The 22807-nt window shown below is 67.5% G+C and carries 21 protein-coding genes and 1 pseudogene; 8 read left to right on the top strand and 14 right to left on the bottom strand.

From position 1 onward, the window contains the following. Nucleotides 1-1263, bottom strand: coding sequence for an acyl-CoA dehydrogenase family protein (locus ACGLHR_RS29085; RefSeq protein ID WP_267606038.1), 1263 nt, complete (start codon nt 1261-1263; stop codon nt 1-3). A gap of 192 nt (nt 1264-1455) precedes the next feature. Between ACGLHR_RS29085 and ACGLHR_RS29080 the strand changes: the two genes are divergently transcribed. Further along, nucleotides 1456-2391, top strand: a complete 936-nt coding sequence (locus tag ACGLHR_RS29080; RefSeq protein ID WP_400097880.1) for a LysR family transcriptional regulator — start codon at nt 1456-1458, stop codon at nt 2389-2391. Between the two features lie 28 nt (nt 2392-2419). Here ACGLHR_RS29080 and ACGLHR_RS29075 read toward each other — a convergent pair whose 3' ends face one another. From ACGLHR_RS29075 to ACGLHR_RS29040, 8 genes are all read right to left on the bottom strand, one after another. Next, complete coding sequence (locus ACGLHR_RS29075; protein WP_400097878.1) at nt 2420-3901, bottom strand: hypothetical protein; 1482 nt, start codon at nt 3899-3901, stop codon at nt 2420-2422. Next, nucleotides 3898-4518 (bottom strand): RNA polymerase sigma factor, encoded by a 621-nt coding sequence (locus tag ACGLHR_RS29070; protein ID WP_267606041.1) that lies wholly within the window; start codon nt 4516-4518, stop codon nt 3898-3900. The genes ACGLHR_RS29075 and ACGLHR_RS29070 overlap by 4 nt, the downstream gene beginning before the upstream one ends. Before the next feature lie 95 nt (nt 4519-4613). Beyond that, nucleotides 4614-6404: a von Willebrand factor type A domain-containing protein gene (locus ACGLHR_RS29065; RefSeq protein WP_400097876.1), complete on the bottom strand. Its 1791-nt coding sequence runs from the start codon at nt 6402-6404 to the stop codon at nt 4614-4616. A gap of 132 nt (nt 6405-6536) precedes the next feature. Further along, complete coding sequence (locus ACGLHR_RS29060) at nt 6537-7544, bottom strand: Bug family tripartite tricarboxylate transporter substrate binding protein (protein ID WP_400097874.1); 1008 nt, start codon at nt 7542-7544, stop codon at nt 6537-6539. Nucleotides 7545-7803: 259 nt separating this feature from the next. Then, nucleotides 7804-8880 carry a phosphotransferase gene (locus ACGLHR_RS29055; protein WP_400097873.1) on the bottom strand — a complete coding sequence of 359 codons (1077 nt, stop codon included), beginning with the start codon at nt 8878-8880 and terminating at the stop codon, nt 7804-7806. A 75-nt stretch (nt 8881-8955) separates the two neighbouring features. Next, nucleotides 8956-9690 carry a histidine phosphatase family protein gene (locus ACGLHR_RS29050; RefSeq protein WP_267606045.1) on the bottom strand — a complete coding sequence of 245 codons (735 nt, stop codon included), beginning with the start codon at nt 9688-9690 and terminating at the stop codon, nt 8956-8958. Between the two features lie 101 nt (nt 9691-9791). Next, complete coding sequence (locus ACGLHR_RS29045) at nt 9792-10571, bottom strand: oxepin-CoA hydrolase, alternative type (RefSeq protein WP_400097871.1); 780 nt, start codon at nt 10569-10571, stop codon at nt 9792-9794. A 93-nt stretch (nt 10572-10664) separates the two neighbouring features. Beyond that, nucleotides 10665-12188 (bottom strand): 3-hydroxyacyl-CoA dehydrogenase, encoded by a 1524-nt coding sequence (locus ACGLHR_RS29040; RefSeq protein ID WP_400097869.1) that lies wholly within the window; start codon nt 12186-12188, stop codon nt 10665-10667. 235 nt (nt 12189-12423) lie between these two features. Between ACGLHR_RS29040 and ACGLHR_RS29035 the strand changes: the two genes are divergently transcribed. Then, on the top strand, nt 12424-13065 hold the full coding sequence (locus ACGLHR_RS29035; protein WP_318236071.1) for a glutathione S-transferase: 642 nt from the start codon (nt 12424-12426) through the stop codon (nt 13063-13065). 290 nt (nt 13066-13355) lie between these two features. Here ACGLHR_RS29035 and ACGLHR_RS29030 read toward each other — a convergent pair whose 3' ends face one another. Together ACGLHR_RS29030 and ACGLHR_RS29025 are read right to left on the bottom strand one after the other, a co-directional pair. Further along, nucleotides 13356-14543, bottom strand: a complete 1188-nt coding sequence (locus tag ACGLHR_RS29030; protein WP_400097867.1) for a pyridoxal phosphate-dependent aminotransferase — start codon at nt 14541-14543, stop codon at nt 13356-13358. Between the two features lie 54 nt (nt 14544-14597). Beyond that, nucleotides 14598-15164 (bottom strand): putative toxin-antitoxin system toxin component, PIN family, encoded by a 567-nt coding sequence (locus ACGLHR_RS29025; protein WP_400097865.1) that lies wholly within the window; start codon nt 15162-15164, stop codon nt 14598-14600. A gap of 39 nt (nt 15165-15203) precedes the next feature. Between ACGLHR_RS29025 and yaaA the strand changes: the two genes are divergently transcribed. Together yaaA and ACGLHR_RS29015 are read left to right on the top strand one after the other, a co-directional pair. Continuing rightward, nucleotides 15204-15989, top strand: a complete 786-nt coding sequence (gene yaaA, locus ACGLHR_RS29020) for a peroxide stress protein YaaA (RefSeq protein WP_400097863.1) — start codon at nt 15204-15206, stop codon at nt 15987-15989. Nucleotides 15990-16080: 91 nt separating this feature from the next. Then, nucleotides 16081-17223 (top strand): M14-type cytosolic carboxypeptidase, encoded by a 1143-nt coding sequence (locus tag ACGLHR_RS29015; protein ID WP_318238196.1) that lies wholly within the window; start codon nt 16081-16083, stop codon nt 17221-17223. A 58-nt stretch (nt 17224-17281) separates the two neighbouring features. Here ACGLHR_RS29015 and ACGLHR_RS29010 read toward each other — a convergent pair whose 3' ends face one another. The 3 genes from ACGLHR_RS29010 to ACGLHR_RS29000 all read right to left on the bottom strand — a co-directional run bounded on the left by ACGLHR_RS29010 (nt 17282) and on the right by ACGLHR_RS29000 (nt 20250). Next, nucleotides 17282-18097, bottom strand: a complete 816-nt coding sequence (locus ACGLHR_RS29010) for a BspC domain-containing protein (protein WP_400097861.1) — start codon at nt 18095-18097, stop codon at nt 17282-17284. A 281-nt stretch (nt 18098-18378) separates the two neighbouring features. Beyond that, nucleotides 18379-19251, bottom strand: a complete 873-nt coding sequence (locus tag ACGLHR_RS29005) for an N-formylglutamate amidohydrolase (protein ID WP_318238195.1) — start codon at nt 19249-19251, stop codon at nt 18379-18381. A gap of 12 nt (nt 19252-19263) precedes the next feature. Further along, complete coding sequence (locus ACGLHR_RS29000) at nt 19264-20250, bottom strand: tripartite tricarboxylate transporter substrate binding protein BugE (RefSeq protein WP_400097859.1); 987 nt, start codon at nt 20248-20250, stop codon at nt 19264-19266. A gap of 178 nt (nt 20251-20428) precedes the next feature. On the opposite strand from ACGLHR_RS29000, the gene gcvA reads away from it, so the two are divergent. From gcvA to ACGLHR_RS28980, 4 genes and pseudogenes are all read left to right on the top strand, one after another. Next, nucleotides 20429-21331, top strand: a complete 903-nt coding sequence (gcvA, locus tag ACGLHR_RS28995) for a transcriptional regulator GcvA (protein WP_267606055.1) — start codon at nt 20429-20431, stop codon at nt 21329-21331. A gap of 159 nt (nt 21332-21490) precedes the next feature. After that, on the top strand, nt 21491-21808 hold the full coding sequence (locus ACGLHR_RS28990) for a hypothetical protein (protein WP_400097857.1): 318 nt from the start codon (nt 21491-21493) through the stop codon (nt 21806-21808). 239 nt (nt 21809-22047) lie between these two features. Continuing rightward, nucleotides 22048-22608, top strand: coding sequence for an RNA polymerase sigma factor (locus ACGLHR_RS28985; RefSeq protein WP_400097855.1), 561 nt, complete (start codon nt 22048-22050; stop codon nt 22606-22608). Next, nucleotides 22605-22807 (top strand): annotated as a pseudogene (locus tag ACGLHR_RS28980) (hypothetical protein); the annotation flags it as partial. The gene ACGLHR_RS28985 and the pseudogene ACGLHR_RS28980, both read left to right, overlap by 4 nt.

Raw genomic sequence — 22807 nt, 5'->3', positions numbered from 1 at the left:
TTAGAAGCCGCGTGCCACCGGCATGCTGATGTCGTCCGGGCTCACGCCCATGTGCTTGGCCAGTTCCAGCTTGGCGATGGCGTTGCGGTGCACCTCGTCCGGGCCGTCGGCCAGGCGCAGGGTACGTTGATGCGCCCACCACGTGGCCAGCGGGAAATCGTCCGAGACGCCGGCGGCGCCGTGGACCTGGATGGCCCAGTCGATGACCTTCAGGGCCATGTTCGGGGCAACGACCTTGATCATGGCGATCTCGGCCTTGGCCACCTTGTTGCCCGCGGTGTCCATCATGTAGGCGGCCTTGAGCGTCAGCAGGCGCGCCATTTCGATTTCGCAGCGGGCTTCGGCGATGCGCTCGCGCGTCACGCCCTGGGCGGCCACCGGCTTGCCGAAGGCGACGCGCGACAGGGCGCGCTTGCACAGCAGTTCCAGCGCGCGCTCGGCCACGCCGATGCTGCGCATGCAGTGGTGGATGCGGCCCGGGCCGAGGCGGCCCTGGGCGATCTCGAAGCCGCGGCCTTCGCCCAGCAGGATGTTGGCTGCCGGCACGCGCACGTCCTTCAGCTCGATCTCCATGTGGCCGTGCGGCGCGTCGTCGTAGCCGAACACCGGCAGGTAGCGCTTGATGGTGATGCCTGCGGTATCGGCCGGCACCACGATCATCGATTGCTGCTCATGACGGCCCGCTTCCGGATCGGTCTTGCCCATCACGATATAGACCTGGCAACGGGGGTCGCCCGCGCCCGACGACCACCACTTGGTGCCGTTGATCACGTATTCGTCGCCATCGCGGCGGATGCTGCAGCGGATATTGGTGGCGTCCGACGAAGCCACGTCCGGCTCGGTCATCAGGAAGGCCGAGCGGATCTCGCCGCGCAGCAGCGGTTCCAGCCACTTGTCCTTGAGTTCTTCCGACGCGTAGCGCTCCAGCGTTTCCATGTTGCCGGTATCGGGCGCGGCGCAGTTGAAGACTTCAGCCGACCAGGGCACCCGGCCCATGATTTCGCACAGCGGTGCGTATTCCAGGTTGGACAGGCCTTCCGGAGCACGCTTGGAATGGGGCAGGAACAGGTTCCACAGGCCGGCTTCGCGGGCCAGCGGCTTGAGTTCCTCGATCACCTTGGTCGGGACCCAGGCGTTGCCGGCCTGGCGATTGGCCTGGATCTCGGCGTAGAAGCGCTTCTCGTTCGGATAGATGTGCTTGTCGAAGAACGCCAGCAGGCGAGCCTGCATTTCCTTGACCTTGGGGGTGTACTCGAATTGCATGTTGTCTCCTCCACCTCTGAATGAGGCCGGTATCGATTGGGCCGCCGCGGATTGCGGTGGGCCGTTCCCGGCACCGGCGGACGCGGTTTGCGCCGACTGGAGAGGACTGTACCGCAATCCAGGTAATTAGAAAAATGAATTTTCTGGATTTGCCAGTATCAATACGGTGCATTCCATGCCAGAATGCCCGTCATGCAGCTATCCCGCATCGACCTGAATCTCTTCGTGGTGTTCGACGCTATCTATAGCGAAGGCAGCATCACGGCCGCCGCCCGCCAGCTTAACCTGACCCAGCCCGCGGTCAGCCACGCGCTGGGGCGCATGCGCACCTTGTTTGACGACCCCTTGTTCGAGCGGCGGGGGCAGGGCATGGCGCCCACGCCGCTGGCGCGCTCGCTGGCCGCCGAAGTGCGCACAGCGCTGCAATCCTTCGCCCGCACCTTGCAGGACACGCCGCATTTCGATCCGGCGGCCACGGTGCGCCGGTTCACCATCGGCATGCGCGATGCACTGGAGTCCACCTTGTTGCCGCCCCTGATGGCGCGCGTGACCACGGTGGCGCCGCAGGTGGAGATCGCGGCGATCCGCTTCGACCGGCGCGAGATGGAGTCGGAGCTGCTGGCGGGCACGCTCGATGCCGCCATCGATATCCTGCTGCCGGTGTCGCCGGCCATCCATCACACGCCCTTCATGGCCGACCCGATGGTGGTGCTGGCCCGGCGCGACCATCCGCTGATGAAGAAGGAGCTGACGCTGGAGCGCTACCTGGCCGCCGAGCATGTGCATGTGTCTTCGCGCCGGCGCGGGGCCGGGCTGGAAGACCAGGCGCTGCACCGCATGGGCCTGACGCGCCGGGTGCGGTTGCGCTGCCAGCATTACGCCGCGGCCTGCCGCGTGGTGAGCTGCACCGACCTGCTGGCCACGCTGCCGCTGCGCTATGCGCGCATCGCTAATGAGCCCTATGCCAACCGCCTGCTCTCGCTGCCCTTCAAGGTGCCCACGCTGGAGCTGCACCTTTACTGGCACGCCGGCGGCGAGAACGACGGCGCCAATCGCTGGCTGCGCGAGCAGTTGCTGGCGGTGATCAACGCGCTGGGCGGTAGCGTAGGCGAGGTGGCACAGGGCTGAGCGCGTCCGGCTTGCCCTGCGCCACCTTTCACGGTGCGCTGTCGGGCTGGCGCTCGATGCGCACGGTGGCTGGCGGCAACGTGCTGTCGGCCTGCACCGCATAGGGCAGCGGCGGCCGGTGTTCGGGTGGGACTGCCTGCCATAGCCGTTCGACCCAGGCCCTGACCTCGGGGCTTGCCGGCGCCGACGCCGTGATGCGCAGCGCGAGCTGCGCCCCGGCGGCGGGCTCTGCGCCCGCTGGGGCGGACAGCAAGCGCTCCACGGCCAGCTGAGGCTCTTCCCGCAAGCTCATCGTCAATGTTCCCACCCTTTGCACGCGTGCAGCAGGCGCGGGTGCGCGTGCCGCATCGGCCTGCTGTGACGGGCTGGCGCGCAGCGCGAACCTGGGCGGCTCCATGGTGGGCGCTGGCGCCGGTGGGGCGATGGGTGCGATCGGGGCTGGCGGCGCGATCGGCGCCATGGGAGCCATGGGAGCCGGCGCACGTACCGCAGCTGCGGCTGCGGCGGCGGGTGGCGCTCCGGCAGAGAGCGCGCCAGTCGTGCCTGCTGCGCTTTCCTTGGGTTCAGATGCACGCTGTTCCGCTAGCCGGCCGGGTAGGCGCTGCGCGGCCTTGGCCTGTGCCTCGGCGGGCGGCGCGCGATGGGTTTGTGCGTTGGCCGTGGCAGGCGGGCTGGCCTGTGCAGGCGCAGGCTGTGCGGGTTGCACGGGGGGCGCAGGCACTGGCGCATCCGCGCGCGGCGATGCCGGCTGTCCAGCGGATTCTGCTTGCGGAGCCGGAGCCGGAGCCGGAGCCGGAGCCGGAGCCGGAGCCGGAGCCGGCTGCGCTGCCGGCTGCACTGCCGCCTGCGCAACCGGCTTGGCGGCATCCGCCTGCTTTGCCGCCTTGTTTGCCGCCGTGTCCGCTGCGGGAGCCGGGGCTTGGGCCGGCAACGTGATTTCGCCATCGCGCAGGTCCAACTGGCGCATGACGATCTGCAGCGACAAGACGCCCACGCCGAGGGTGGCGGCGAGCACGCCCAGCACGGGCCACCAGCGCCGGGCCGGGCGCGCACGGGCCGGCTTGCCAGCTGCCTGCTCGCCTGCGGCTGGCTGCGCGGGGTGCGCCTGTTCACGCAGCCACGCCTGCGCAGCCTCGCTGACCGGCGCGCCTAGCACGCGCTGAGGCGCGTCGCCGCGCCGGACTTCCTCCAGCACCGCATTGCGGCGCGTGGCCTGCGCCGCCTGCATGCGCGCGGCTTGCGCCATGACCGACGCCTGCAATCCGGCCGGCGGCGTGAAATCCAGTTCGGCATCGTCGGCGGGGGCTTCGGCCTGTTCGGCGTAAGCCCGGATCTTGGCCGGCAGCGGGGCAGGCGGCAGCGGCGCGGGCGCGTTGCGCGCTGCCTGCTCCGCACGCGCCGCGGCCATCACCGAGGCCTCCAGCGAGGCGGGCGGCACAAAGGCGGGCAGCTCGCGCAGCAATGCCGCGAGCCGGTCCTCGCCGGCGATGAAGCGTTCGTCCGCGCTCATGGCAGCCGCTCCTGCGACGCCGTGGCCGCCAGGCTCTCGCGCAGCCGCGCAAAGGCGTAGCGCAGCCGGCTCTTGATGGTCTCGAACTTCTCGCCCAGCGTCAGGGCGATGTCCTCCACGCTCATCTCGCTGAAGAAGCGCAGCACGATCACCTCGCGCTGCGCCGCCGGCAGCGCCAGCAGCGCTTGCCGCACGCCTTGCAGGTTCTGCCGCAACTGCGCCTCGGCCTCGGGGCTGAGGTCGTCTGCCGGCATGGCGAGGTGCGTCTCGTCGAGCGTGTCGCGCTGGCGCTCGTAGGCGCCGCGCAACTGGTCCAGCCAGGTATTGCGCGCGATCTGGAACAGGAAGGTGCGCAGGGCCGCGCTGGGCTGGTAGTCTGCGCAGCGGGTCATCAGCTTGACCCAGGTCTTCTGGGTCACGTCCTCGGCCTCGCCGGTGTTGCCCTGGCATAGCCAGGCCACGTAGTTGTACAGCGCCGCGTTGTGGCGGCGGAACAGCTCGGCCACCGGCTGCTCGATCAGGCCGTTGGCGACCAGCAGCATCAGGTCGGTGTCCGGCAGCGCGGACAGTCCGGCAGCGGGTTGGGATGGCGAGGCGCCAGGCGGGGAGGCATGCATGCGCGGGAGTATATGACAGCCCCCGCGGCTGTGCGGGGCTGTCCGTGCCGGGCGCTTGCGCGCGAGCAGCCCGGCCGATGGTGGGGATGGTGGCCTCAGCGTGGCGGCTCCCCGGCATCCCCGCCTTGCGCCAGCGGCGCGCGCGTCGACAAGGCCTGCGCCAGGTCGACCAGCCTGATGAATTCGCCGCGGTAGCCGAAGCGGTCGGTGCCGCGCGCGCCTAGCGCCAGGGTGCGCGCATCGGCGTAGGTCCAGCTGCCGACGTGATTGCCTCCGCGCAGCAGCTGGCCAAAGCCGGCGACCGCCGTGGCGAAACGCAAAGCGTCGTCGGCCTGCGCCAGCGGCCGCACCGAGGCGGCCTGCACCGGCAGGTCGATCAGCTCGCTGGTTTGCGCCTGCGGCAGCTTGTAGCGCAACTTGATGTGGGCCAGCTCGCCGGCGATGCCGTTGCCCGGCCGGGCGGCGGGGCTGGCCGGCTGGTAGCGCAACGGGTCGATCAGGCCTGGCTGGCCCGCCAGCGTTAGCTCATACAGCGCCGTCACGGTGTGGCCGGCACCGATATCGCCGGCATCGACCTGGTCGTTGTTGAAGTCCTCGCGCTTGAGCGCGCGGTTCTCATAGCCGATCAGGCGGTACTCCTTGACCGTGGCGGGGTTGAACTCGACCTGGATCTTGACGTCGCGCGCCACCGTGGCCAGCGTGGAGCTGAACTCTTCCACCAGCACCTTCTGGCCTTCCATCAGGTTGTCGATATAGGAGTAGGCGCCGTCGCCCGCGTCGGCCAGCTGCTCCATCAGCTGGTCGTTGTAGTTGCCGGTGCCAAAGCCCAGCGTGGACAGCGAAACGCCCGACTTGCGCTTCTCCGCGACCAGGGCCTTGAGCTGGCGGAAGTCGGTGATGCCGACATTGAAATCGCCATCGGTTGCCAGCAACACGCGATTGATGCCGCCCGCGATAAAGCTCTGCTGCGCGGCCTGGTAGGCCAGCGCGATGCCGCTCGCGCCGGCGGTCGAGCCGCCTGCCACCAGGGAGTCGATGGCCGACGAGATGGCGGCCTTGTCGCTGCCCGGCGTCGGCGGCAGCACCACGCGCGTGCCGCTGGCGTAGGTCACCAGCGTGATGCGGTCCTGCGCGCGCAGCGCGTTGGTCAGCAGCTTGAGCGAGGACTTCAACAGCGGCAGCTTGTCGGGCGAATACATCGACCCCGACACATCGACCAGGAACACTAGGTTGGCCGCCGGCAGGCTGTCGCGCGCCGCGTCGGCCGCCTTGATGCCGATGCGCAGCAGCACGTTATGCGCTTGCCATGGCGCGGGCGCGGCGTCGGCGTGCACGGCAAAGGGACGGCCGTCGCGCGGCTGCGCGTAGTCGTAGGGGAAGTAGTTGATCATCTCCTCCACGCGCACCGCGTCGGCCGGCGGCAGGCGGCCGGCGTTGAGCAGGCGGCGCACATTGCTGTAGCTGCCGGTGTCGACGTCGATGCTGAAAGTGGAGACGGGAGCTTGGGCTACCTGCTGCACGCCGTTCTCGTCAATGGCGCCATAGCGCTCGCGGTCTGGCCCGGGCTGCGGCTGCGGGTAGGGCATGGGGCGAACCATCAGCGCCAAGGGCGCCGCGGGCTGGGCGTGCATGGCGGGTGCGCGCGCATCCGCAACGGCCCCGGCGGCCGCCTCCCTGGCGGGGGACGCCGCGTCGCGGGCTTTTGCCGCGGGCACGCTTTGCATTGGGGTGGCTGGGGCAACCGGGGGCGGCGCGACCGGCTGCGTGGCCGGTGCTGCGTTGTCGGCTCGCGCGGGCGAAGCCGGCAGGGTAGGGGCGGTGGTGGAATGACCACCGCAGGCGGCCACCGCGAAGGCAATGGCCAAGGCTCCCAAGCGCTTAAGCATGTTCTTTTCTCCTGAAGGGCCGCGCCGGCGATGCCGGCGGCAGGGCGCTGTCAGTGAAACGAGGCAGCCTGGCGCAAGGGGTTAAGCGCGATCAAAAAAAAAGCAAGAACTGGCCAAGACCCGGCGCGCTGGTCAGTCCAGCCGGATGTCGGCCTGCTTCACCACGGTCGCCCAGCGTGCGCGCTCGGCGGCGAAGAACTTGTTGGTTTCCGGCGGCGTCATGGTCACCACTTCCGCGCCCTGGCCGGCGAGCTGCGCGCGCACGTCCGGCGAGCGGATGATGCGGATCAGCTCGCTGCTGATGCGCGCCACCAGCGCATCGGGCATGCCGGCCGGCGCCATCACGCCCTGCCAGGTGCCAGATTCGAAGCCCGGCACGCCTTGCTCGGCAATGGTCGGGACTTGCCCCACCAGCGGCATGCGTGTTTTCTTGGAAACGGCGATCACCTTCAGCTTGCCCGCCTGCACCTGGGGCAGCGTAGCCAGCATGCCGTTCATCAGCACCTGGGCCGTGCCGCCCACGGTATCGGCCACCGCCTGCGCGCCGCCCTTGTAAGGCACGTACTGCCATTTCGCGCCGGTGGCTTGCGCCACCGCCACGCCAGCCAGGTGCGGCGCGCTGCCGATGGCGGTCACGGCGAAGTTGAGCTGGGTGCGCTTGGACAGATCCACCAGCTCCTTGAGGTTGCTGACCTGCACCGAGGGATGGACCACCAGCAAATGCGGCGAATACGCCAGCATGGAAACGCCCTTGAGGTCCTTGCCCGGATCGAAGGTGAGCTTGGTATAGACGGAAGGGCTGATGGCCAGCGCGCCGACATCGCACAGCAGCAGCGTGTGATTGTCGGTGCTGGCCTGCGCAACCATGGCGGCGCCGATATTGCCGTTGGCGCCCGGGCGGTTATCTACCACGATGGGCTGGCCGAGGGCTTCGCCGAGCTGGCGGCTGATCAGGCGGGCGATGATGTCGGAGGAGCCGCCGGCGGGGTAAGGGACGACCAGCCGGATCGGGCGGGTGGGCCAATCGGCGGCTTTGGCCGGGGACGAGAGCAGGGTGCCGGCTGCGCCGAGGCTGCCCAGCGTGGCGGTGGCGCCCAGGGTCGAGAGTTGGGTCAGGAAGGTGCGGCGGTTGCTTGGCATCGGCTTTGTCTCCAGATTTGTATTAGTTGTATGTTGTCGTATCTGTTGGATCATAGCCGGAAGTCCCGGGCGGGTCCAGGGCATTTTCCTGGCAGGGTTTTCGGCGTGGCGGATGGCGAACCTGGGCGGCGGGGCGATGGGTTTGATGCAGAAAACCAGGCGGCACATCATCTGATACGATAACTTGCCCAGTAAAAAAGCCTCTTCCCGCAGTGTGAGGGAAGAGGCTTCCTGATGATCCCGGCGAAGCGCCAGATTGTTATTGCTTTGCCTTCCTTGCGTACTCCCAGCCCATTTCCGCCATCGGCCGGGCACGCTTTCCGGCATCCGCGGCCTGCGCGGACGAAGCCGTCCCGTCCACCACGCGCTTCATGATCCCCTGCAGGATGCCGGCAATGCGGAACATGCTGAAGGCCAGGTAGAAATTCCAGTCGCCCGTGATGGGCCGGCCGGTGCGTTGCTCGTAGGTGCGCCGGTAGCTTGCCTCGTCAGGGATGCCGAGCCCGGCATGGTCCAGGCCGGCGATGCCGCGGAACTGGCCTGGGGCAATGTGCCAGCTCATGCAGTGGTAGCCGAAGTCGGCCATCGGATGCCCCAGCGTGGACAGTTCCCAGTCGAGCACGGCCAGCACGCGCGGCTCGGTGGGGTGGAACATGAGGTTGTCCAGCCGGTAGTCGCCATGCACGATGGACGTGAGATCGGCGTCTTCCTGCGGGATATGCTCGGGCAGCCAGGCTATCAGGGAGTCCATGGCGGGGATGCTCTCGGTCTCGGACAGCTTGTACTGCTTGGTCCAGCGCTCGATCTGGCGCGAGAAGTAGTTGCCCGGCTTGCCGTAGTCGCCCAGGCCGATGGCCTTGTAGTCGACGGTGTGCAGCGCGGAGATGACGCGGTTCATCTCGTCGTAGATGGCGCCGCGCTCGGCCGGCGTCATGTCGGGCAGGGACTGGTCCCACAGCACGCGGCCGGCGACGAATTCCATGATGTAGAAGGCGCGGCCGATCACGGTTTCGTCTTCGCACAGGGCGTACATCCTGGCGACCGGCACGTCGGTGCCGGCCAGCGCGGCCATCACGCGGTATTCGCGTTCGATGGCGTGGGCCGAGGGCAGCAGCTTGGACTTGGGGCCGGGCTTGGCGCGCATCACGTAGGTCTGGCCCGGCGTGACCAGCTTGAAGGTGGGGTTGGACTGGCCGCCCTTGAACTGCTCGATGGAGAGCGGACCGGCAAAGCCGGCCACATGCTCGCGCATCCAGGCTTCCAGTGCGGCCATGTCGAAGCGTTGCTGCTCGGCTACCTCGCGGGTGCCTTCGAAATTCGAAACGTTGGTGCTCATGCTGTCTCCGTGTTTTCGTTATGTTCCGGGTTTTCCGAGATTCGAATCTGTCTGTTTTTTCCGTCTGCGGCGTGGCTAGCTGGCCGGCCCGCGCAGGCCGCGAAAGCGCAGGTACTGATGCAGCAGCACTTCCATGGTGGTGTGGCGCGTACCGCTGTGCACCGGTGTGGGCGGTGAGTAATTCATCATGCGTACCACCCAGTCCAGCGGCTCGTCGCCCACGTCCAGCACGTTGATGCAACCGGCGGTTTGCATCAGGCTGCCGTAGAACACGCGGCGCCCGCAGGTAATGGCGTGAGAGAGGATGGCGCGGTTGGTGCCGCCATGCAGGACCAGCAGGGCGGTGTCCCAGTTCGGGTCGTCGCGCAGGCGGCGCAGCGCGGGCAGCACGCGGTCGAGGAATTCGCCCACGCTCTCGCCATCGAGGAAGCGCTTGTCTTCCGGCACTTCGCCTTCAAAGGCGCCGATAAACGCATCGCGCAGCTTGTCGTCACTGATGCCTTGCAGCTTGCCGCCGCGGATTTCCTGCAGCTCGGGCCAGGTTTCCATCGCGGCGTCGGCCATGCCGGGCAGTTCCGCCAGCACGCGCTCGGCGGTTTCCACCGTGCGCGGCAGGCCGCTGACGATGATGCGGTCGAAGCGGATGTTCTCGGCGGCAAAGGCGCGGCCAGCCGCGCTGGCCTGTTCGCGCCCGGTCTCGTTGAGCGGCACCAGTTCGGGCAGCGCCGGGCGCCCGGTCTCGTCGAAGTAGGTCACCGCGCCATGGCGCATCAGGTAGACGCGGCGGCGGGGCGAGGGCGGCAGTTCCATGCAGGTCTCCGGTGCTTGTGCTTTTGTGCCCGTCTGCGCGGGCATCGTTGGCGTGGCATTGCGAGGCCGGGTGCGCGCATGGGCGAACCCGGCGCAAAGGCTCAGCGGTAGTTCGGCTTGCGCTTTTCCAGGAAGGCGCTGATGCCTTCGCCGCCGTCCTTGTGATGCAGCGCGGCCACGAAGCTGTCGCGCTCTTGCGCCAGGTGCTCGGTCAGGCTGGCGGTGGCGGCGTGGTTGATCAGGCCTTTGATGCGGCCCATGGCATGCGGCGAGCGCGCGGCCAGCGATTCGCCCAGGCGCAGCGCTTCGGTCAGCGCCTGGCCGGGCGGCACCACGCGGTTCACCAGGCCGAAATGGGCCAGGCGCGCCGCATCCACGGGCTTGCCTTCCATCATCAGTTCGGAGGCGAGCTGGCGGGGCAGCGCGCGGGCCAGCTCGTACGAGCCGCCGCCGTCAGGCGTCAGGCCAACGTTGACGTAGGCCATCACGAACTTGGCGTCGCTGGCGGCCAACACGAAGTCGCAGGCGAGCACCAGCGAGAAGCCGGCGCCAGCAGCGGGGCCTTCCACGGCCGCGATGATCGGCTTGGGGAAGGCATGCAGCGTTTCGATCCAGTGGTTCAGGACTTCGATGCTCTCGGCCTGCACCTCGTGCGGCTTGGCGCGGTTGCCGAGCAGGCGGTTGAGGTTGCCGCCGGCGCAGAACACGCCGTTGGCGCCGGTGATCACCACCGCGCGGATTTCGTCGTCGCGCGAGGCCAGCTCAAGCGCTTCCTGCGAGGCCGCGTAGATGTCCGGATGCAGCGCGTTGCGTGCTTCGGGGTTCGAGATGGTCAGCACCAGGGTGGTGTCGACGCGTTCGGTGAGCAGCTGTGCGGTCATGGTGGCCTGTACGGATGAGCGAATGCAACGATGCAAATGCGGTGTCGGATACAAAACGACCGCAGGCCCAAAACAAGCCTGCGGTCGCGGTTCTTACTGCTCTTCGGCCAGCAGCGACAGGCCTAGGCCGGCGCGGCGCCACAGCCACGGGCTGGGGCGGTAGCGCATGTCGCCGGTCAGGCGCTCCAGGTTGCGCAGCACGGTCAGCACCAGGTGCGGGCCGATGACATCGCCCAGCGCCAGCGGGCCCTTGGGGTAGCCCAGGCCGAGGTTGACGGCGAGGTCGATGTCGACTGGCGTGGCAATGCGCTGCTGCGCGATGTCGCTGGCGATGTTCACGATGCAGCTGATGATGCGCTGGGCCACGAAGCCGGCCGAGTCGCGGATCACGGTCACGGGCACGCCGTCGCTGCCGAACAGGCCGTGCGCGGCCTCGCGCATGGCGGCTGACGTGGCCGGCGTGGTCATCAGGGTGCGGCGCTTGGTGGCTTCAAACGGCAGCAGCGTGTCGATGGCGACCACGCGGGTGGGGTCCAGGCCCTCATGCAGGGCACAGGTGGTGGCGTCCAGGCCCAGCGGCGTCACCACGATCAGGGCGTCGTCCGAGGGCCGGTTGCCGGCTTCGGGCGTGATGCCCAGCGAGAGCAGCAGCTTGACGGCCATGCCATGGCCGCGTTCGTCGTTCAGGCTGACCCAGACGCTGGCCGGGCGCGCGCTGGGCACGACGGCGGTGGCGGGCAGCTGCTTCTGGGCGTCCACGTAGCGGTAGAAACCGGCGCCGGCCTTACGGCCGATCAGCCCGCCCACCGAGCGGATCGCGGTGATGGGCGACGGACGGTAGCGCGGTTCCTGGTAGAACTGGTTGTAGATGGATTCCATCACCGGGTGCGAGACGTCCAGCCCGGTCAGGTCCATCAGCTCGAAGGGGCCCATGCGGAAACCCGCCTGCTCGCGCATGATGGCGTCGATGTCGGCAAACTCGGCCACGCCTTCCTGCGCGACCTTCAGGCCTTCGATGTTCATGCCGCGGCCGGCATGGTTGACGATGAAACCGGGCATGTCCTTGCAGCGCACCGGGGTATGGCCCAGGCGGCGCGACAGCGCCATCAGCGCGTCCCCCACGGCGGGGTCGCCGGACAGGCCGTCGATCACCTCGACCACCTTCATCAGCGGCACCGGGTTGAAGAAGTGATAGCCGGCGATGCGGCCCGGCTGCTTCGCGCCGACCGCGATCGCGGTGATCGACAGCGACGACGTGTTGGAGGCGATCACGGCATCCGGACGCAGGATGGCTTCAAGCTTGGCCACCAGGTCACGCTTGACTTCCAGCTTCTCGACGATGGCTTCGAGCACCATGTCGCAGCCGGCCAGGTCTTCCAGCGCATTGCAGGGCAGCACGCGGGCCAGCGCGGCGGCGCTGTCCTCGGCGCTCATCTTGCCCTTCTCGGCCAGCTTGGCGAAGGTATCCTGCAGGTATTGCCGGGCAGCCGCCACGGCTTGCGGGTTGGTGTCGTACAGGCTGACGGTCAGCCCGGCCTGCGCGGCAATCTGCGCAATGCCCCGGCCCATGGCGCCGGTGCCGACGATGCCCAGCGAGTCAATGGTGAAAGTGCTCATAGTGCGTCCAGAGAAGTGTGGTTAAATTAGCACGATCGTACGTTTTCTGCATCATCTGCGACATTGGGGCGATGCAGGCGGCGTGCGCTGATCGGCCAACGCGGACCGCCAGAGTCTGTCATGGCACACAATGCCTGCTTGTCAATGTGCGGGCAGGGCACCTTAGCCCCTGATTTCATCGCGATCCACCTGGTGGGTTGCCAATCACGCAATAACGAGGAGAGAGAGAGACGACATGCTGAAGCTCTGTGGTTTTGCCGCCAGCAACTACTACAACAAGGTCAAGCTGGCCTTGCTGGAAAAGAACCTGCCGTTCGAGGAGGAGTTGGCCTGGATCGGCAAGACCGATCTCGAAGCCTCGCCCCTGGGCAAGGTGCCCTACATGATCACCGATCACGGCCCGCTATGCGAGTCCGAAGTACTGGACGCGTATATCGAGTCGACCTACCCGCAAGCGCCGCTGCTGCCGGCCAGCCCCTACGAGGCTGCCAAGGTGCGCGAACTGGTGACCTTCCTGGAGCTGTACCTGGAGTTGACCGCGCGCGAGCTTTACCCCGAAGCGTTCTTCGGCGGCAAGGTCAGCGACGGCGTCAAGGAACGCCAGAAGAAGCTGCTGGAGCGATATATCCCCGCCTTCGGCAAGCTGGCGAAGTTCTCGCCCTACCTGGCCGGCGACACCTTCACGCTGGCGGACTGCGCCGCCGTGGTGCACTTCCCGCTGATCTCGTCGTGCACCAAGATCATCTACGGTACGGACATGCTGGCTGACTTGCCAGTCAAGGAGTACCTGAAGCGGATGGGCGAGCGGCCCACCGTGCAGAAGATGAACGCGGATCGCAAGGTGAATACCGAGCTGATGCTGAGCGGCCGCAAGTAAGCCAGGGATTGCACCAGGCAAAACGCCCGCGATCCGCGGGCGTTTTGCATTGATGAGTTAGCGGGGTTTGGGTGGTAGCGGCTCCGTTCAGCGCCCGCCCTCTCCCCCAACCTCTCTCCAGCAAGCGGGAGAGGGGAGCTAAGCCTGCGAGAGAGTGAGGCCGCGCGCTTGCGGATCGCTCGGTTTGCTCCCCTCTCCCACGCAGTGGGAGAGGGGCCGGGGGAGAGGGCGGGCGCTCGCAGGACCGATACTGATTAAATAACCAGCGCCGAACGCAGGCCCACAGGCGCTTACAGCGCCTTCAACCGCTCCAGCGCCAGCGCCAGCGTCTCTTCCCTCTTGGCAAAGCAAAAGCGCACCACGCCAGACTCGCGCGGCTGCGAGTAGAAGGCCGAGACGGGAATCGCGGCCACGCCGATCTCGCGCGTCAGCCACATCGAGAAATCCGCCTCGCTCATGTCCGAGATGGCGGAGTAGTCCACGCACTGGAAGTAGGTGCCGTCCGACGGCAGCAGCTTGAAGCGCGTGGTGGCCAGCCCGCTGCGGAAGAAGTCGCGCTTGGCCTGGTAGAAGGCCGCCAGGTCCAGGTAGGGCGCCGGATCCGCCATGTAGTCGGCCAGCCCATGCTGCACGGGCGTGTTCACCGTGAACACATTGAACTGGTGCACCTTGCGGAATTCGGCCGAGAGCGCGGCCGGCGCGGCCACATAGCCCACCTTCCAGCCGGTCACGTGATAGGTCTTGCCGAAGCTCGACACCACGAAGCTGCGGCGTGCCAGCTCAGGGTGACGCGACACCGACTGGTGCGGCTGGCCGTCGAACACCATGTGCTCGTACACCTCGTCGGACAGCAACAGGATGTCGGTGCCTGCCAGCAAGTCGGCCAGGCGGTCCATGTCGCCGGCGCGCCAGATGGTGCCGGTGGGGTTGTGCGGCGTGTTGATCAGCAGCATCCGCGTGCGCGGCGTGATGGCGGCGGCGAGCCGGTCGAAGGGGATGCGGAAGTGCGGCGCGTCCAGCGCCACCGACACCACCTTGCCGCCGGCCAGCTCGATCGCGGGGATGTAGCTGTCGTAGCAGGGTTCCAGCACGATCACTTCATCGCCCGGGTGCACGGCGCACAGGATGGTGGTCAGGATGCCTTGCGTCGCGCCGGCCGTGACCGTGATCTCGCTGTCCCAGTCGTAGGCATGGCCGTACAGCTTGCCGATCTTGTCGGCGATGGCCTGGCGCAGCTTGGGCACGCCCGCCATCGGCGGGTATTGGTTCAGGCCCGAGCGCATCGCATGCGCGACGGCATCGACGATCTTCGGGTCGCAGTCGAAATCCGGGAAGCCCTGGCCGAGGTTGACGGCATTGCGCTCGGCGGCCAGCGCCGACATCACGGTGAAGATGGTGGTGCCGACCTTGGGCAGGCGCGAAATCGGCGGCGTGAAGGGAGCAAGGGTGCCGGGCTGGGCGGAGAGGTTCGTGGGCATGGGAAGCTGCGTCAGGCTAGGCGGTCGGGATGGGCGGAAAACGATGCTGGCATTCTAGCGGGGATCGGCCGGCGCCTGCGCCGTGGCCTCCTCACGCGCTGCCAGCCAGCTGGCGAAGGCCTGGGGCAGCATGATTTCCACGCCACTCTGGCGGCGCAGGCGGCCCTTGAGCTTGAGCACGGCCTTGTCCTTGGAGACCAGGCAGGCGGCGTGGGCAAAGTGCGCCAGCTCGATGAACTTCTGGTCGTCCGTGTCGCGGCAGCGCGGCAGGCGGGCGGCCAGCGTGTCGGCTTCGTCCGGGATGGCGATGGCGGTGGTCAACCGGTCGACCGTGGCCATGGCGGCAGGAATATCGACGCCAAAATGGGCAAATTGCGGATAAGCCAGCACTCGGCGCAGCTCCTCGCGGCAATCGGCGCGGATCACCGCAGCAATGGCGCCGGCGTCCAGCGCGGCCCGGATGGGCTCGACATGCGGATCCACAAAGACCAGCAGGTCGACCCAGATGTTGGAGTCGAGCACGACCCGCGGCGCCAGCAGGCCGGGAACGGGGCCGGGGCCGGGAATGGCCTGCGGGGGCGGCGGGGAATTGACGGGTACTGCGGTGGAGTCGGGGTGCATTCGTTACAATCTGGCCTTTGTGTTTGCCGCGATTTTGCCATGCTCATCGTCCTGTCCCCTGCCAAGTCGCTCGACTACGAGACGCCCGCGCGTCTGAAGACCCATACGCTGCCCCGTTTTATCGACCGCTCGGCGGTGTTGATCGAGCGGCTGCGCAAGCTCGCGCCACAGGATATCGGGGCGCTGATGGACATCTCGGACAAGCTCGCGGTACTCAATGCCACCCGCTATGGCGACTGGTCGCCGGCGTTCACCGCGGCCAACAGCAAGCAGGCCGTGCTCGCCTTCAATGGCGATGTGTACGAGGGGTTCGACGCGTCCAGCCTGTCGGCCGACGAGCTTGGCTTCGCGCAAAAACATGTGCGCATCCTGTCCGGCCTGTACGGCGTGCTGCGCCCGCTCGACTGGATGCAGCCCTACCGGCTGGAGATGGGCACGCGCCTGGACAACGTGGCGGGCAAGGATCTCTATGCGTTCTGGGGCGATGACGTCACGCAGTTGCTCAACGATGACTTCAAGGCACAGAAGGGGGAAGGCAGCCCGACCCTGGTCAACCTGGCCTCCGAGGAATATTTCAAGGTGGTGCGTCCCAAGGTGCTCGGCGCCAGGATTGTCACGCCGGTGTTCGAGGACTGGAAGGGCGGCCGCTACAAGATCATTTCGTTCCATGCCAAGCGGGCGCGCGGCTTCATGGCCCGCTACGCGGTGACGCATCGCATCACCGAGCCGGCCAAGCTCAAGCGCTTTGCCGAGCACGGCTACGTCTTTGACGCCGCGGCTTCCGACGATGCCCGCTGGGTCTTCCGCCGCCGCCTGGAAGACTGACACGCGCTCCGGCTACGGCCTATCGCCCCCGAACCCAGCGCCAGGGATGGCCCACAGGCTTCCCGGCACGCACCCTCCGAGACGCCATACCATGAGTTCAGCCCTGCATATTTCCGCCAGTTTCGACGCGGGCGCCATCGAAGTCGAATCGCTTGCGCAAGCTAGCGACATCCGCCTGCGCATCCGCGCCGACTCGCACGCCGAGTTCCGCCAGTGGTTCCATTTCCGCCTGCAGGGCGCGGGTGGCCAGTCTTGCCGCCTGCAGTTCCTCAATGCCGGCGACTGTACCTACCCCGACGGCTGGCGCGGCTACCAGGCCGTGGCCTCCTATGACCGCGCGCACTGGTTCCGCGTGCCGACCAGCTTCGATGGCAGCACCATGACGGTGGCCTTCACGCCCGAGCACGACAGCGTCTGGCTGGCCTACTTCGAGCCGTACTCCGAAGACCGCCACCTGTCCCTGCTGGCCACCTGCCAGCGTTCGCCGCTGGCGCGGCTGTCGCACCTGGGCAGCACGGTAGACGGACGCGACATGACCGCGATCACGGTCGGCACGCCCGGCGACGGCAAGAAGACCATCTGGATGATCGCGCGCCAGCATCCCGGCGAGACCATGGCGGAGTGGTTCTGCGAGGGCGTGCTGCAGCGCCTGACGGGCACCGGCATGTGGGCCGGCGACCCGGTGGCGCGCTGCCTGCTGGAGCGCGCCGTGTTCCATATCGTGCCGAACATGAACCCCGATGGCTCGGCGCGCGGCAACCTGCGCACCAATGCGGCCGGCGCCAACCTCAACCGCGAATGGATGGCCCCCAGCGAGCAGACCAGCCCGGAGGTGTATCACGTGCGCCGCGCCATCGAGGCCACCGGCTGCGACATGTTCTTCGACATCCATGGCGACGAGGGCCTGCCCTATAACTTCGTCGCGGGCAGCGAGATGCTGCCCGGTTTTACCGAGGCGCAGAAAGCCGAACAGCTTCGCTTCATCGACGCGTTCAAGCGCGCGACGCCGGACTTCCAGGACGTGCACGGCTACGCTGCCAGCAAGTACAACCAGGACGCGCTCAAGCTGGCCTCGAAGTACATCGGCCATACCTTTGGCTGCCTGTCGCTGACGCTGGAGATGCCGTTCAAGGACAACGCCGACCAGCCCGATCCGGTGGTGGGCTGGAACGGCGCGCGCAGCGCCTTGCTGGGCGCGGCGATGCTGCAGGCGGTGCTGGCGCAACTGGGCTGAGGATGCGCGGCCAGGCGCCAGGCCGCCCCCAAACGGGCCGCAGGCGCCTGGCCAGGCCTTAGTGCGCCTTCTTGGTGGACTTGCTCGTGGTCTTGGCGCCGCTGCTCTTGGCGGTCGATTTGCTGCTGCTCGATTTGGACGAGGTCGACTTGGTGGCCTTGCCCGAGCTGGACTTGCTGGCCTTGCTGCCTTTGTGGCCCTTGCTGCTGGTGGCCTGCCGCGTACTGCTGCTGCGCACCGCGGGCGCTGCCGCCGGCTCGCTGATGACGGTGCCGCTGCCATCGAGCAATTCATAGGCCAGCATCATGCCGTCGGCATAGCCGCAGCGTACCTTGACCGGTTCCCACTGGGCTTCGGCGCGGCGCATGTGGGCGGTCGCGGAGAATGTCACCACGGAGCTGACGGGCACCGCTTGCTTGCCTTGCGAGAAGCGGCCGTCCCATGGCTCCACGGTAGCCTGGCCGGCGCCGAGCGCGCCGGTGGGGATCTTCAATGCGTCGTAGGTGGCCGAGCGTGGCACCACCCAGCTGGCGTGCGCGGCGCAATCGGCCACATCCGCGCTGGCATTCTCGGTCTGCATCAGTTGCTCGCGCATCTGCGCACGGTACTCGGCCAGGCTCACGCGGCCTTGCGCGGGCAGGGTCACGGTCTTGGTAGGCGGTGCGGCGGTGGCGGGCGGGGTCGGCGCGGGGCGGCTGGATGCGGAGTTGGCAGCGGCTGCCTTGGCGGCCGGGGTGGCGATGCCGGGGGTCACCACGGCGTCGCGATCGTTGAGCGGGGTATCGGCGCAGCCCACCAGGGCGATCGCACCTGCCACTGCAGCAGCGAGCGCACACAGCCGGCTGCTGAGGAGGTCAGAGATTCGTCGGATCACGGGATCGTCTTGCTTTGGAGCATAAGGGGTTGGCAAAGGTCTGCCATGATAGAGGAAACCCATGCAGCAAAGTTCCGAAATCTCCCGACTTTAGGGTTCTGCCCGAAGTGAAAGCATGCGGGATGTGCAGCAGAGTGCAGCGTTCTGCCCGGCTGCACGGGCCGCCCGGGGATGGCGGCGCGAGGTGTGAGATAGGAGTGGGGTGCCAGTGAGGCCTGCCACGCATTGCGCGGCGGGCCTCCCGGTTTTCAGCGCCTTCAAACTTGAAAACGCTGAATCGCTCAGATGGTCTTGACGAAGACCTTGAGGTCGTCCAGCAGCGCGTTGAGGTCGGCCTTCAGCTTGCCGAAGCCCGCGTTGTGCACCAGGCCGACTTCGTCCATGTACAGCTTGCGGTTGATCTCGAGCTGCAGGCTGTGGCGCTTTTGCGCCGGCTGGCCCACCACGCGCACGATTTCCACGCCCTTGTAGGGGTGGTTGCGCCAGACGTCGTAGCCCATGTCCTTGAGCACGCCTTCCACGCGGTCCGTGAAGCGCGTGTCGCAGGTGGTGCCGTCGCGGTCGCCCACCACGAAGTCCGGATGCTGCAGCCCGGGATGCTCGGTGGCGTACTGCGCCGCCTCGCTGGGCATCGAGTGGCAGTTGATATGCCAGGCGCTGCCGTGCGTGGCGACGGCCTGATCGGCCAGCTTCTGCAGTTGCGCATAGTAGGGCAGGTAGTACTGCGCAATGCGCGCCTGCACCTCGGCCACGCTCAGCTTGCGGTCGTAGATGGCCTCGCCGGTATCCAGCACGCGCCACACCAGGCCCTTGCCAAGACGGGTCTTGGAGGTTTCCTGGCGCGGGCCGGGCCAGGGCGCGTCGAGCACGGCTTCGTCGATTTCCTCGATGCCGCGGTTGGCGTCGAGGTAGCTGCGCGGGAAGCCCGCGCACAGCAGCGCAATGCCGCGTGCGGGAGCGTCGGCGTACAACTCGTCGACGAACGTGTCTTCGGCCTGGCGCAGCAGCGACAGGGGCAAGCCGGCCGCCGGCCGGAAATCGGCCGGGTAGCTGGTGGCGCTATGCGGCGAATCGAGAAAGAGCGGGCTGCTCTCGCCTTGCGGCAGTTGCAGGAGGTAAGGGCTGAGCCCGGTCTTTCGGTCTGCTTCCGTCATGATGTGCGTCGTTTAATCCAGGGTGATCTTGGCTGCTGCGGCGATGCGCTTGTTCTTCGCCACTTCGGTCTTGATCTGCGCGGCGAACTGCGCCGGCGTGTTGCCAACCGGCACTGCGCCCAGCTTCTCCAGCTTAGCCTTTACTTCGGGCAGCGCCAGTACCTTGACGGTGGCGTCGTGCAGCTTGGCTTGCACGTCGGCAGGCAGGTTGGCCGGCGCGATCAGGCCGAACCAGGCGGCGTCGTTGACTTCGGGCAGGCCGAACTCGGCAAACGTCGGCACATTGGGCAGGGCCGGCACACGCTTGGGCGAGGCCACGGCCAGGGCGCGCAGCTTGCCGCCTTCGATGAACGGCAGCGAGGACGGCAGGTTGTCGAACAGCACTTGCACCTGGTTGGCCAGCGCATCGTTCAGCGCCGGGCCCACGCCCTTGTACGGCACGTGCAGCAGTTCGGTCTTGCTGCTCATCTTGAACAGCTCGCCCATCATGTGCGAGACGCTGCCGTTGCCGGCCGAGCCGTAGGCCATCTTGTTCGGCTGGGCCTTGGCCAGCGCGATGAAGGCCTTCATGTCGTTGGCCTTCACCGCCGGGTTGATGCTCATCACGTTAGGCACCGAAGCCAGGTTGGTGATGGTGGTGAAGTCCTTGGTGGCGTCATACGACAGGCGCGGGTACACGGCCGGGTTGATGCCGTGCGTGGAAGCGGTGGCGATGCCCAGGGTGTAGCCGTCCGGCGCGGCCTTGGCCAGGTAACCGGTACCAATGCTGCCGCCGGCGCCGCCGCGGTTGTCCACCACCACGGTCTGGCCCAGTTGCTGGCCGAGCTTGTCGGCCACGATGCGCGCCACGATGTCGGTGGTGCCACCTGCCGGGAACGGCACGACTAGCGAGATCGGCTTGGTCGGGTACGTGCCCTGGGCAGCGGCCGACAGCGACAGGCCGGCGGCGGCGGCACCAGTGGCGGCGGCAAGGAGGCGGAGCATGTTACGGCGTTGCATGGTTCGGTTCCTGAATGGAGGGAGGAGAGGAGGAAAGGGCTTGACGCGATGAAAGCAACTACAGCGATGAAAGCGGGGAAATGAAAGGCTCCCTGATTCTGCTTGTTCGTGCAGTCACACCGCAAACGAAATAAAATCGTGCGATCATTCCGTTTGGTAGTGAAGTAAGGGGTTATCTATGCGACGCTTATGTCCGTCGCTGACTGAATTGCAGGCTTTCGAGGCTGCCGCACGCTACAACAGCTTCACCACCGCGGCGCGGGAGCTCCACGTCACGCAGGGTGCCGTGAGCAAGCAGGTGCGCAGCCTGGAGGCCTTCCTTGGCGTGGAACTGTTCGAGCGCGTGCGCCAGCGCCTGATGCTGACCGATGCCGGCCAGCGCTACCTGGACCGCATCCGCCCCAGCCTGACCGAGATCGAGGCCGCCACGGTGGAGCTGATCGCCAAGCAAGGCCGGGGTGGCACCCTGCACATCGCCAGCATGCCCACGCTGGGCGCCAAGTGGCTGATTCCGCGCTTGCCGCAGTTCTTCGAGAAGCATCCCGACGTCAGCCTTGAATTCGTGCCGCACGCGCAGGGCTACGACTTTTCCCAGCCCGACCTCGATGCCGCCATCCGCTTCGGCGACGGCATGTGGCCTGGCAGCCTGGCCGACTACATGACCGGCCGCGAAGTCCTGCCCGTATGCCGCCCGGCCCTGCTGGCAGGGGAGCCCGAGGGCATGGCGCGCGCGCCGTCGGGGCTGCTGCGCTTCTCGCTGCTGCACCACACCACCGTGCCCGAAGCCTGGCCCGACTGGTTCGCCGAGCTTGGCGTGGCGACCCGCAAGGCGTGGAGCGGCGCACGCTTCGACCAGTTCTCGCTGCTGACCCAGGCGGCGATGTCGGGGCTCGGCATCGCGCTGATCCCGCGCTGCCTGATCGAGGAGGAGCTTGCCACCGGCGTACTGGTGGTGGCGCATCCGGCGCGGGTGCTGAGCAAGAAGGGCTATTACCTTTGCTATCCCGAGCAGAAACAGCATCTGCCGGCGCTGCAGACCTTTCGCCAATGGGTGATGGAAGGCGTCGACGTGGTGGCGTGAGCCGCGCGTCCCCGCTGTAATCAAAACTTACGCTTTTCCGCGACGGATTTTTCCGCCCGCCTGCGTTTAAGAGACATGACAGACATGACAGACATGACAGACATGACAAGCCTGCGCGCGAAGTGGCGCCAGGCTGTGGATTGTGGACTGGAGGCTCTCATGCGCAGGTCAATTGCCCTCTCATCTAGCCTGGCCCGCCTGGGCGTTGCCATGACGGCGGCGTTCGCGCTGGCGCCGGCATTCGCGCAAACCATCGTGATCGCGCCCTCGGCGCCCCCGCCGATGCGCCAGGAGGTCCTGCCGCCCGCGCGTGGCGGCTACGTCTGGGATCCGGGCCACTGGCAATGGCGCAATGGCGCCTACGTCTGGCTGCGCGGCCATTGGCGGCCTGCCCGGGCGGGCTACCGCTGGGTGCCGGGGCACTGGGTGGCGCGCGGCCCGCAATGGCGCTGGGTCGAAGGGCATTGGGCGCCGTGACCGGCATGACATGGGTCAAGCGCGATGGCAGTAACCACAGCAAGGGGAAATCGATGAAAAGCCTTCTGATCGCGGCGCTGGTCGCCGTCACGTTGTCTGGCTGCGTGATCGTGCCGGCCCGGCCTGCCTACTATCACTATCGCGCGCCGGTTTTTGTCTACTGACGGGGGAAGCCGCGCCTGCCCCGGGGCGGGCGCGGCGTGCGAGAAGGATGAACCGGCAACGCGGAACCACACCCATTGAGCGACATAGATCCGGACGATGCGCTGCTGGCGCGGGTCGGCAAGCATGACGCAGCCGCGGTGCGCGAGGTGGTCTCGCGCAAGCTGCCGCGCGTGCTGGCGCTGGCCACGCGCATGCTGGGAGACCGCGGCGAAGCGGAAGACGTGGCGCAGGAAGTCTTCATGCGCTTGTGGAAGCAGGCCGCGCGCTGGCAACCCGGCCGGGCGCGCTTTGACACCTGGCTGCATCGGGTGGCGCTGAACCTTTGCTACGACCGCTTGCGCGGCACGCACGAGCAGGCCATGGATTCCTTGCCGGAACCCGCGGCGTCCGGGGCGGGGCCCGAGGACGGGCTGGATGCAGCGGCGCAAGGCGCGCGCGTGGGCGCGGCGCTGGCCAAGCTGCCCCCGCGCCAGCGCGAGGCGCTGGTGCTGCAGTACTACCAGGAGTTGCCCAATGGCGAGGCCGCCGCGCTGATGGGCATCAGCATCGAGGCGCTGGAAAGCTTGCTCGCGCGCGCACGCCGCAACCTGCGCGACTTGCTCATGCAGGACGGCCATCACGAGGACTTGCGATGACACCTGAGAGATTTCACGCACTGACCGAGAGCTATGGTGCCAACCCGGCACGCTGGCCCGAAGGGGAGCGGGCCGAGGGCCAGGCCATGGCCGCCGCTCCCGGGCAGCTTGGCGCGTTGGCCGAAGCTGCCGCGCTCGACCGTTTGCTGGCCGCGCATGAGGTGGCGGCCCCGGATGCGGCGTTGCAGCGCCGCATCGC

Origin of the sequence: Cupriavidus sp. CuC1 (assembly GCF_044627735.1) — a bacterium.
In the GTDB taxonomy this organism is placed as follows: Bacteria; Pseudomonadota; Gammaproteobacteria; order Burkholderiales; family Burkholderiaceae; genus Cupriavidus; species Cupriavidus ulmosensis.
Note: the sequence above shows the minus strand (reverse complement) of the source record. Positions and strands in the feature narration are given on the sequence as shown.

Coding starts and splice junctions, on each gene's coding strand:
- ACGLHR_RS29085 (WP_267606038.1), bottom strand. CDS start 1,263: ATGCAATTCGAGTACACCCCCAAGGTCAAGGAAATGCAGGCTCGCCTG.
- ACGLHR_RS29080 (WP_400097880.1), top strand. CDS start 1,456: ATGCAGCTATCCCGCATCGACCTGAATCTCTTCGTGGTGTTCGACGCT.
- ACGLHR_RS29075 (WP_400097878.1), bottom strand. CDS start 3,901: ATGAGCGCGGACGAACGCTTCATCGCCGGCGAGGACCGGCTCGCGGCA.
- ACGLHR_RS29070 (WP_267606041.1), bottom strand. CDS start 4,518: ATGCATGCCTCCCCGCCTGGCGCCTCGCCATCCCAACCCGCTGCCGGA.
- ACGLHR_RS29065 (WP_400097876.1), bottom strand. CDS start 6,404: ATGCTTAAGCGCTTGGGAGCCTTGGCCATTGCCTTCGCGGTGGCCGCC.
- ACGLHR_RS29060 (WP_400097874.1), bottom strand. CDS start 7,544: ATGCCAAGCAACCGCCGCACCTTCCTGACCCAACTCTCGACCCTGGGC.
- ACGLHR_RS29055 (WP_400097873.1), bottom strand. CDS start 8,880: ATGAGCACCAACGTTTCGAATTTCGAAGGCACCCGCGAGGTAGCCGAG.
- ACGLHR_RS29050 (WP_267606045.1), bottom strand. CDS start 9,690: ATGGAACTGCCGCCCTCGCCCCGCCGCCGCGTCTACCTGATGCGCCAT.
- ACGLHR_RS29045 (WP_400097871.1), bottom strand. CDS start 10,571: ATGACCGCACAGCTGCTCACCGAACGCGTCGACACCACCCTGGTGCTG.
- ACGLHR_RS29040 (WP_400097869.1), bottom strand. CDS start 12,188: ATGAGCACTTTCACCATTGACTCGCTGGGCATCGTCGGCACCGGCGCC.
- ACGLHR_RS29035 (WP_318236071.1), top strand. CDS start 12,424: ATGCTGAAGCTCTGTGGTTTTGCCGCCAGCAACTACTACAACAAGGTC.
- ACGLHR_RS29030 (WP_400097867.1), bottom strand. CDS start 14,543: ATGCCCACGAACCTCTCCGCCCAGCCCGGCACCCTTGCTCCCTTCACG.
- ACGLHR_RS29025 (WP_400097865.1), bottom strand. CDS start 15,164: ATGCACCCCGACTCCACCGCAGTACCCGTCAATTCCCCGCCGCCCCCG.
- yaaA (WP_400097863.1), top strand. CDS start 15,204: ATGCTCATCGTCCTGTCCCCTGCCAAGTCGCTCGACTACGAGACGCCC.
- ACGLHR_RS29015 (WP_318238196.1), top strand. CDS start 16,081: ATGAGTTCAGCCCTGCATATTTCCGCCAGTTTCGACGCGGGCGCCATC.
- ACGLHR_RS29005 (WP_318238195.1), bottom strand. CDS start 19,251: ATGACGGAAGCAGACCGAAAGACCGGGCTCAGCCCTTACCTCCTGCAA.
- ACGLHR_RS29000 (WP_400097859.1), bottom strand. CDS start 20,250: ATGCAACGCCGTAACATGCTCCGCCTCCTTGCCGCCGCCACTGGTGCC.
- gcvA (WP_267606055.1), top strand. CDS start 20,429: ATGCGACGCTTATGTCCGTCGCTGACTGAATTGCAGGCTTTCGAGGCT.
- ACGLHR_RS28990 (WP_400097857.1), top strand. CDS start 21,491: ATGCGCAGGTCAATTGCCCTCTCATCTAGCCTGGCCCGCCTGGGCGTT.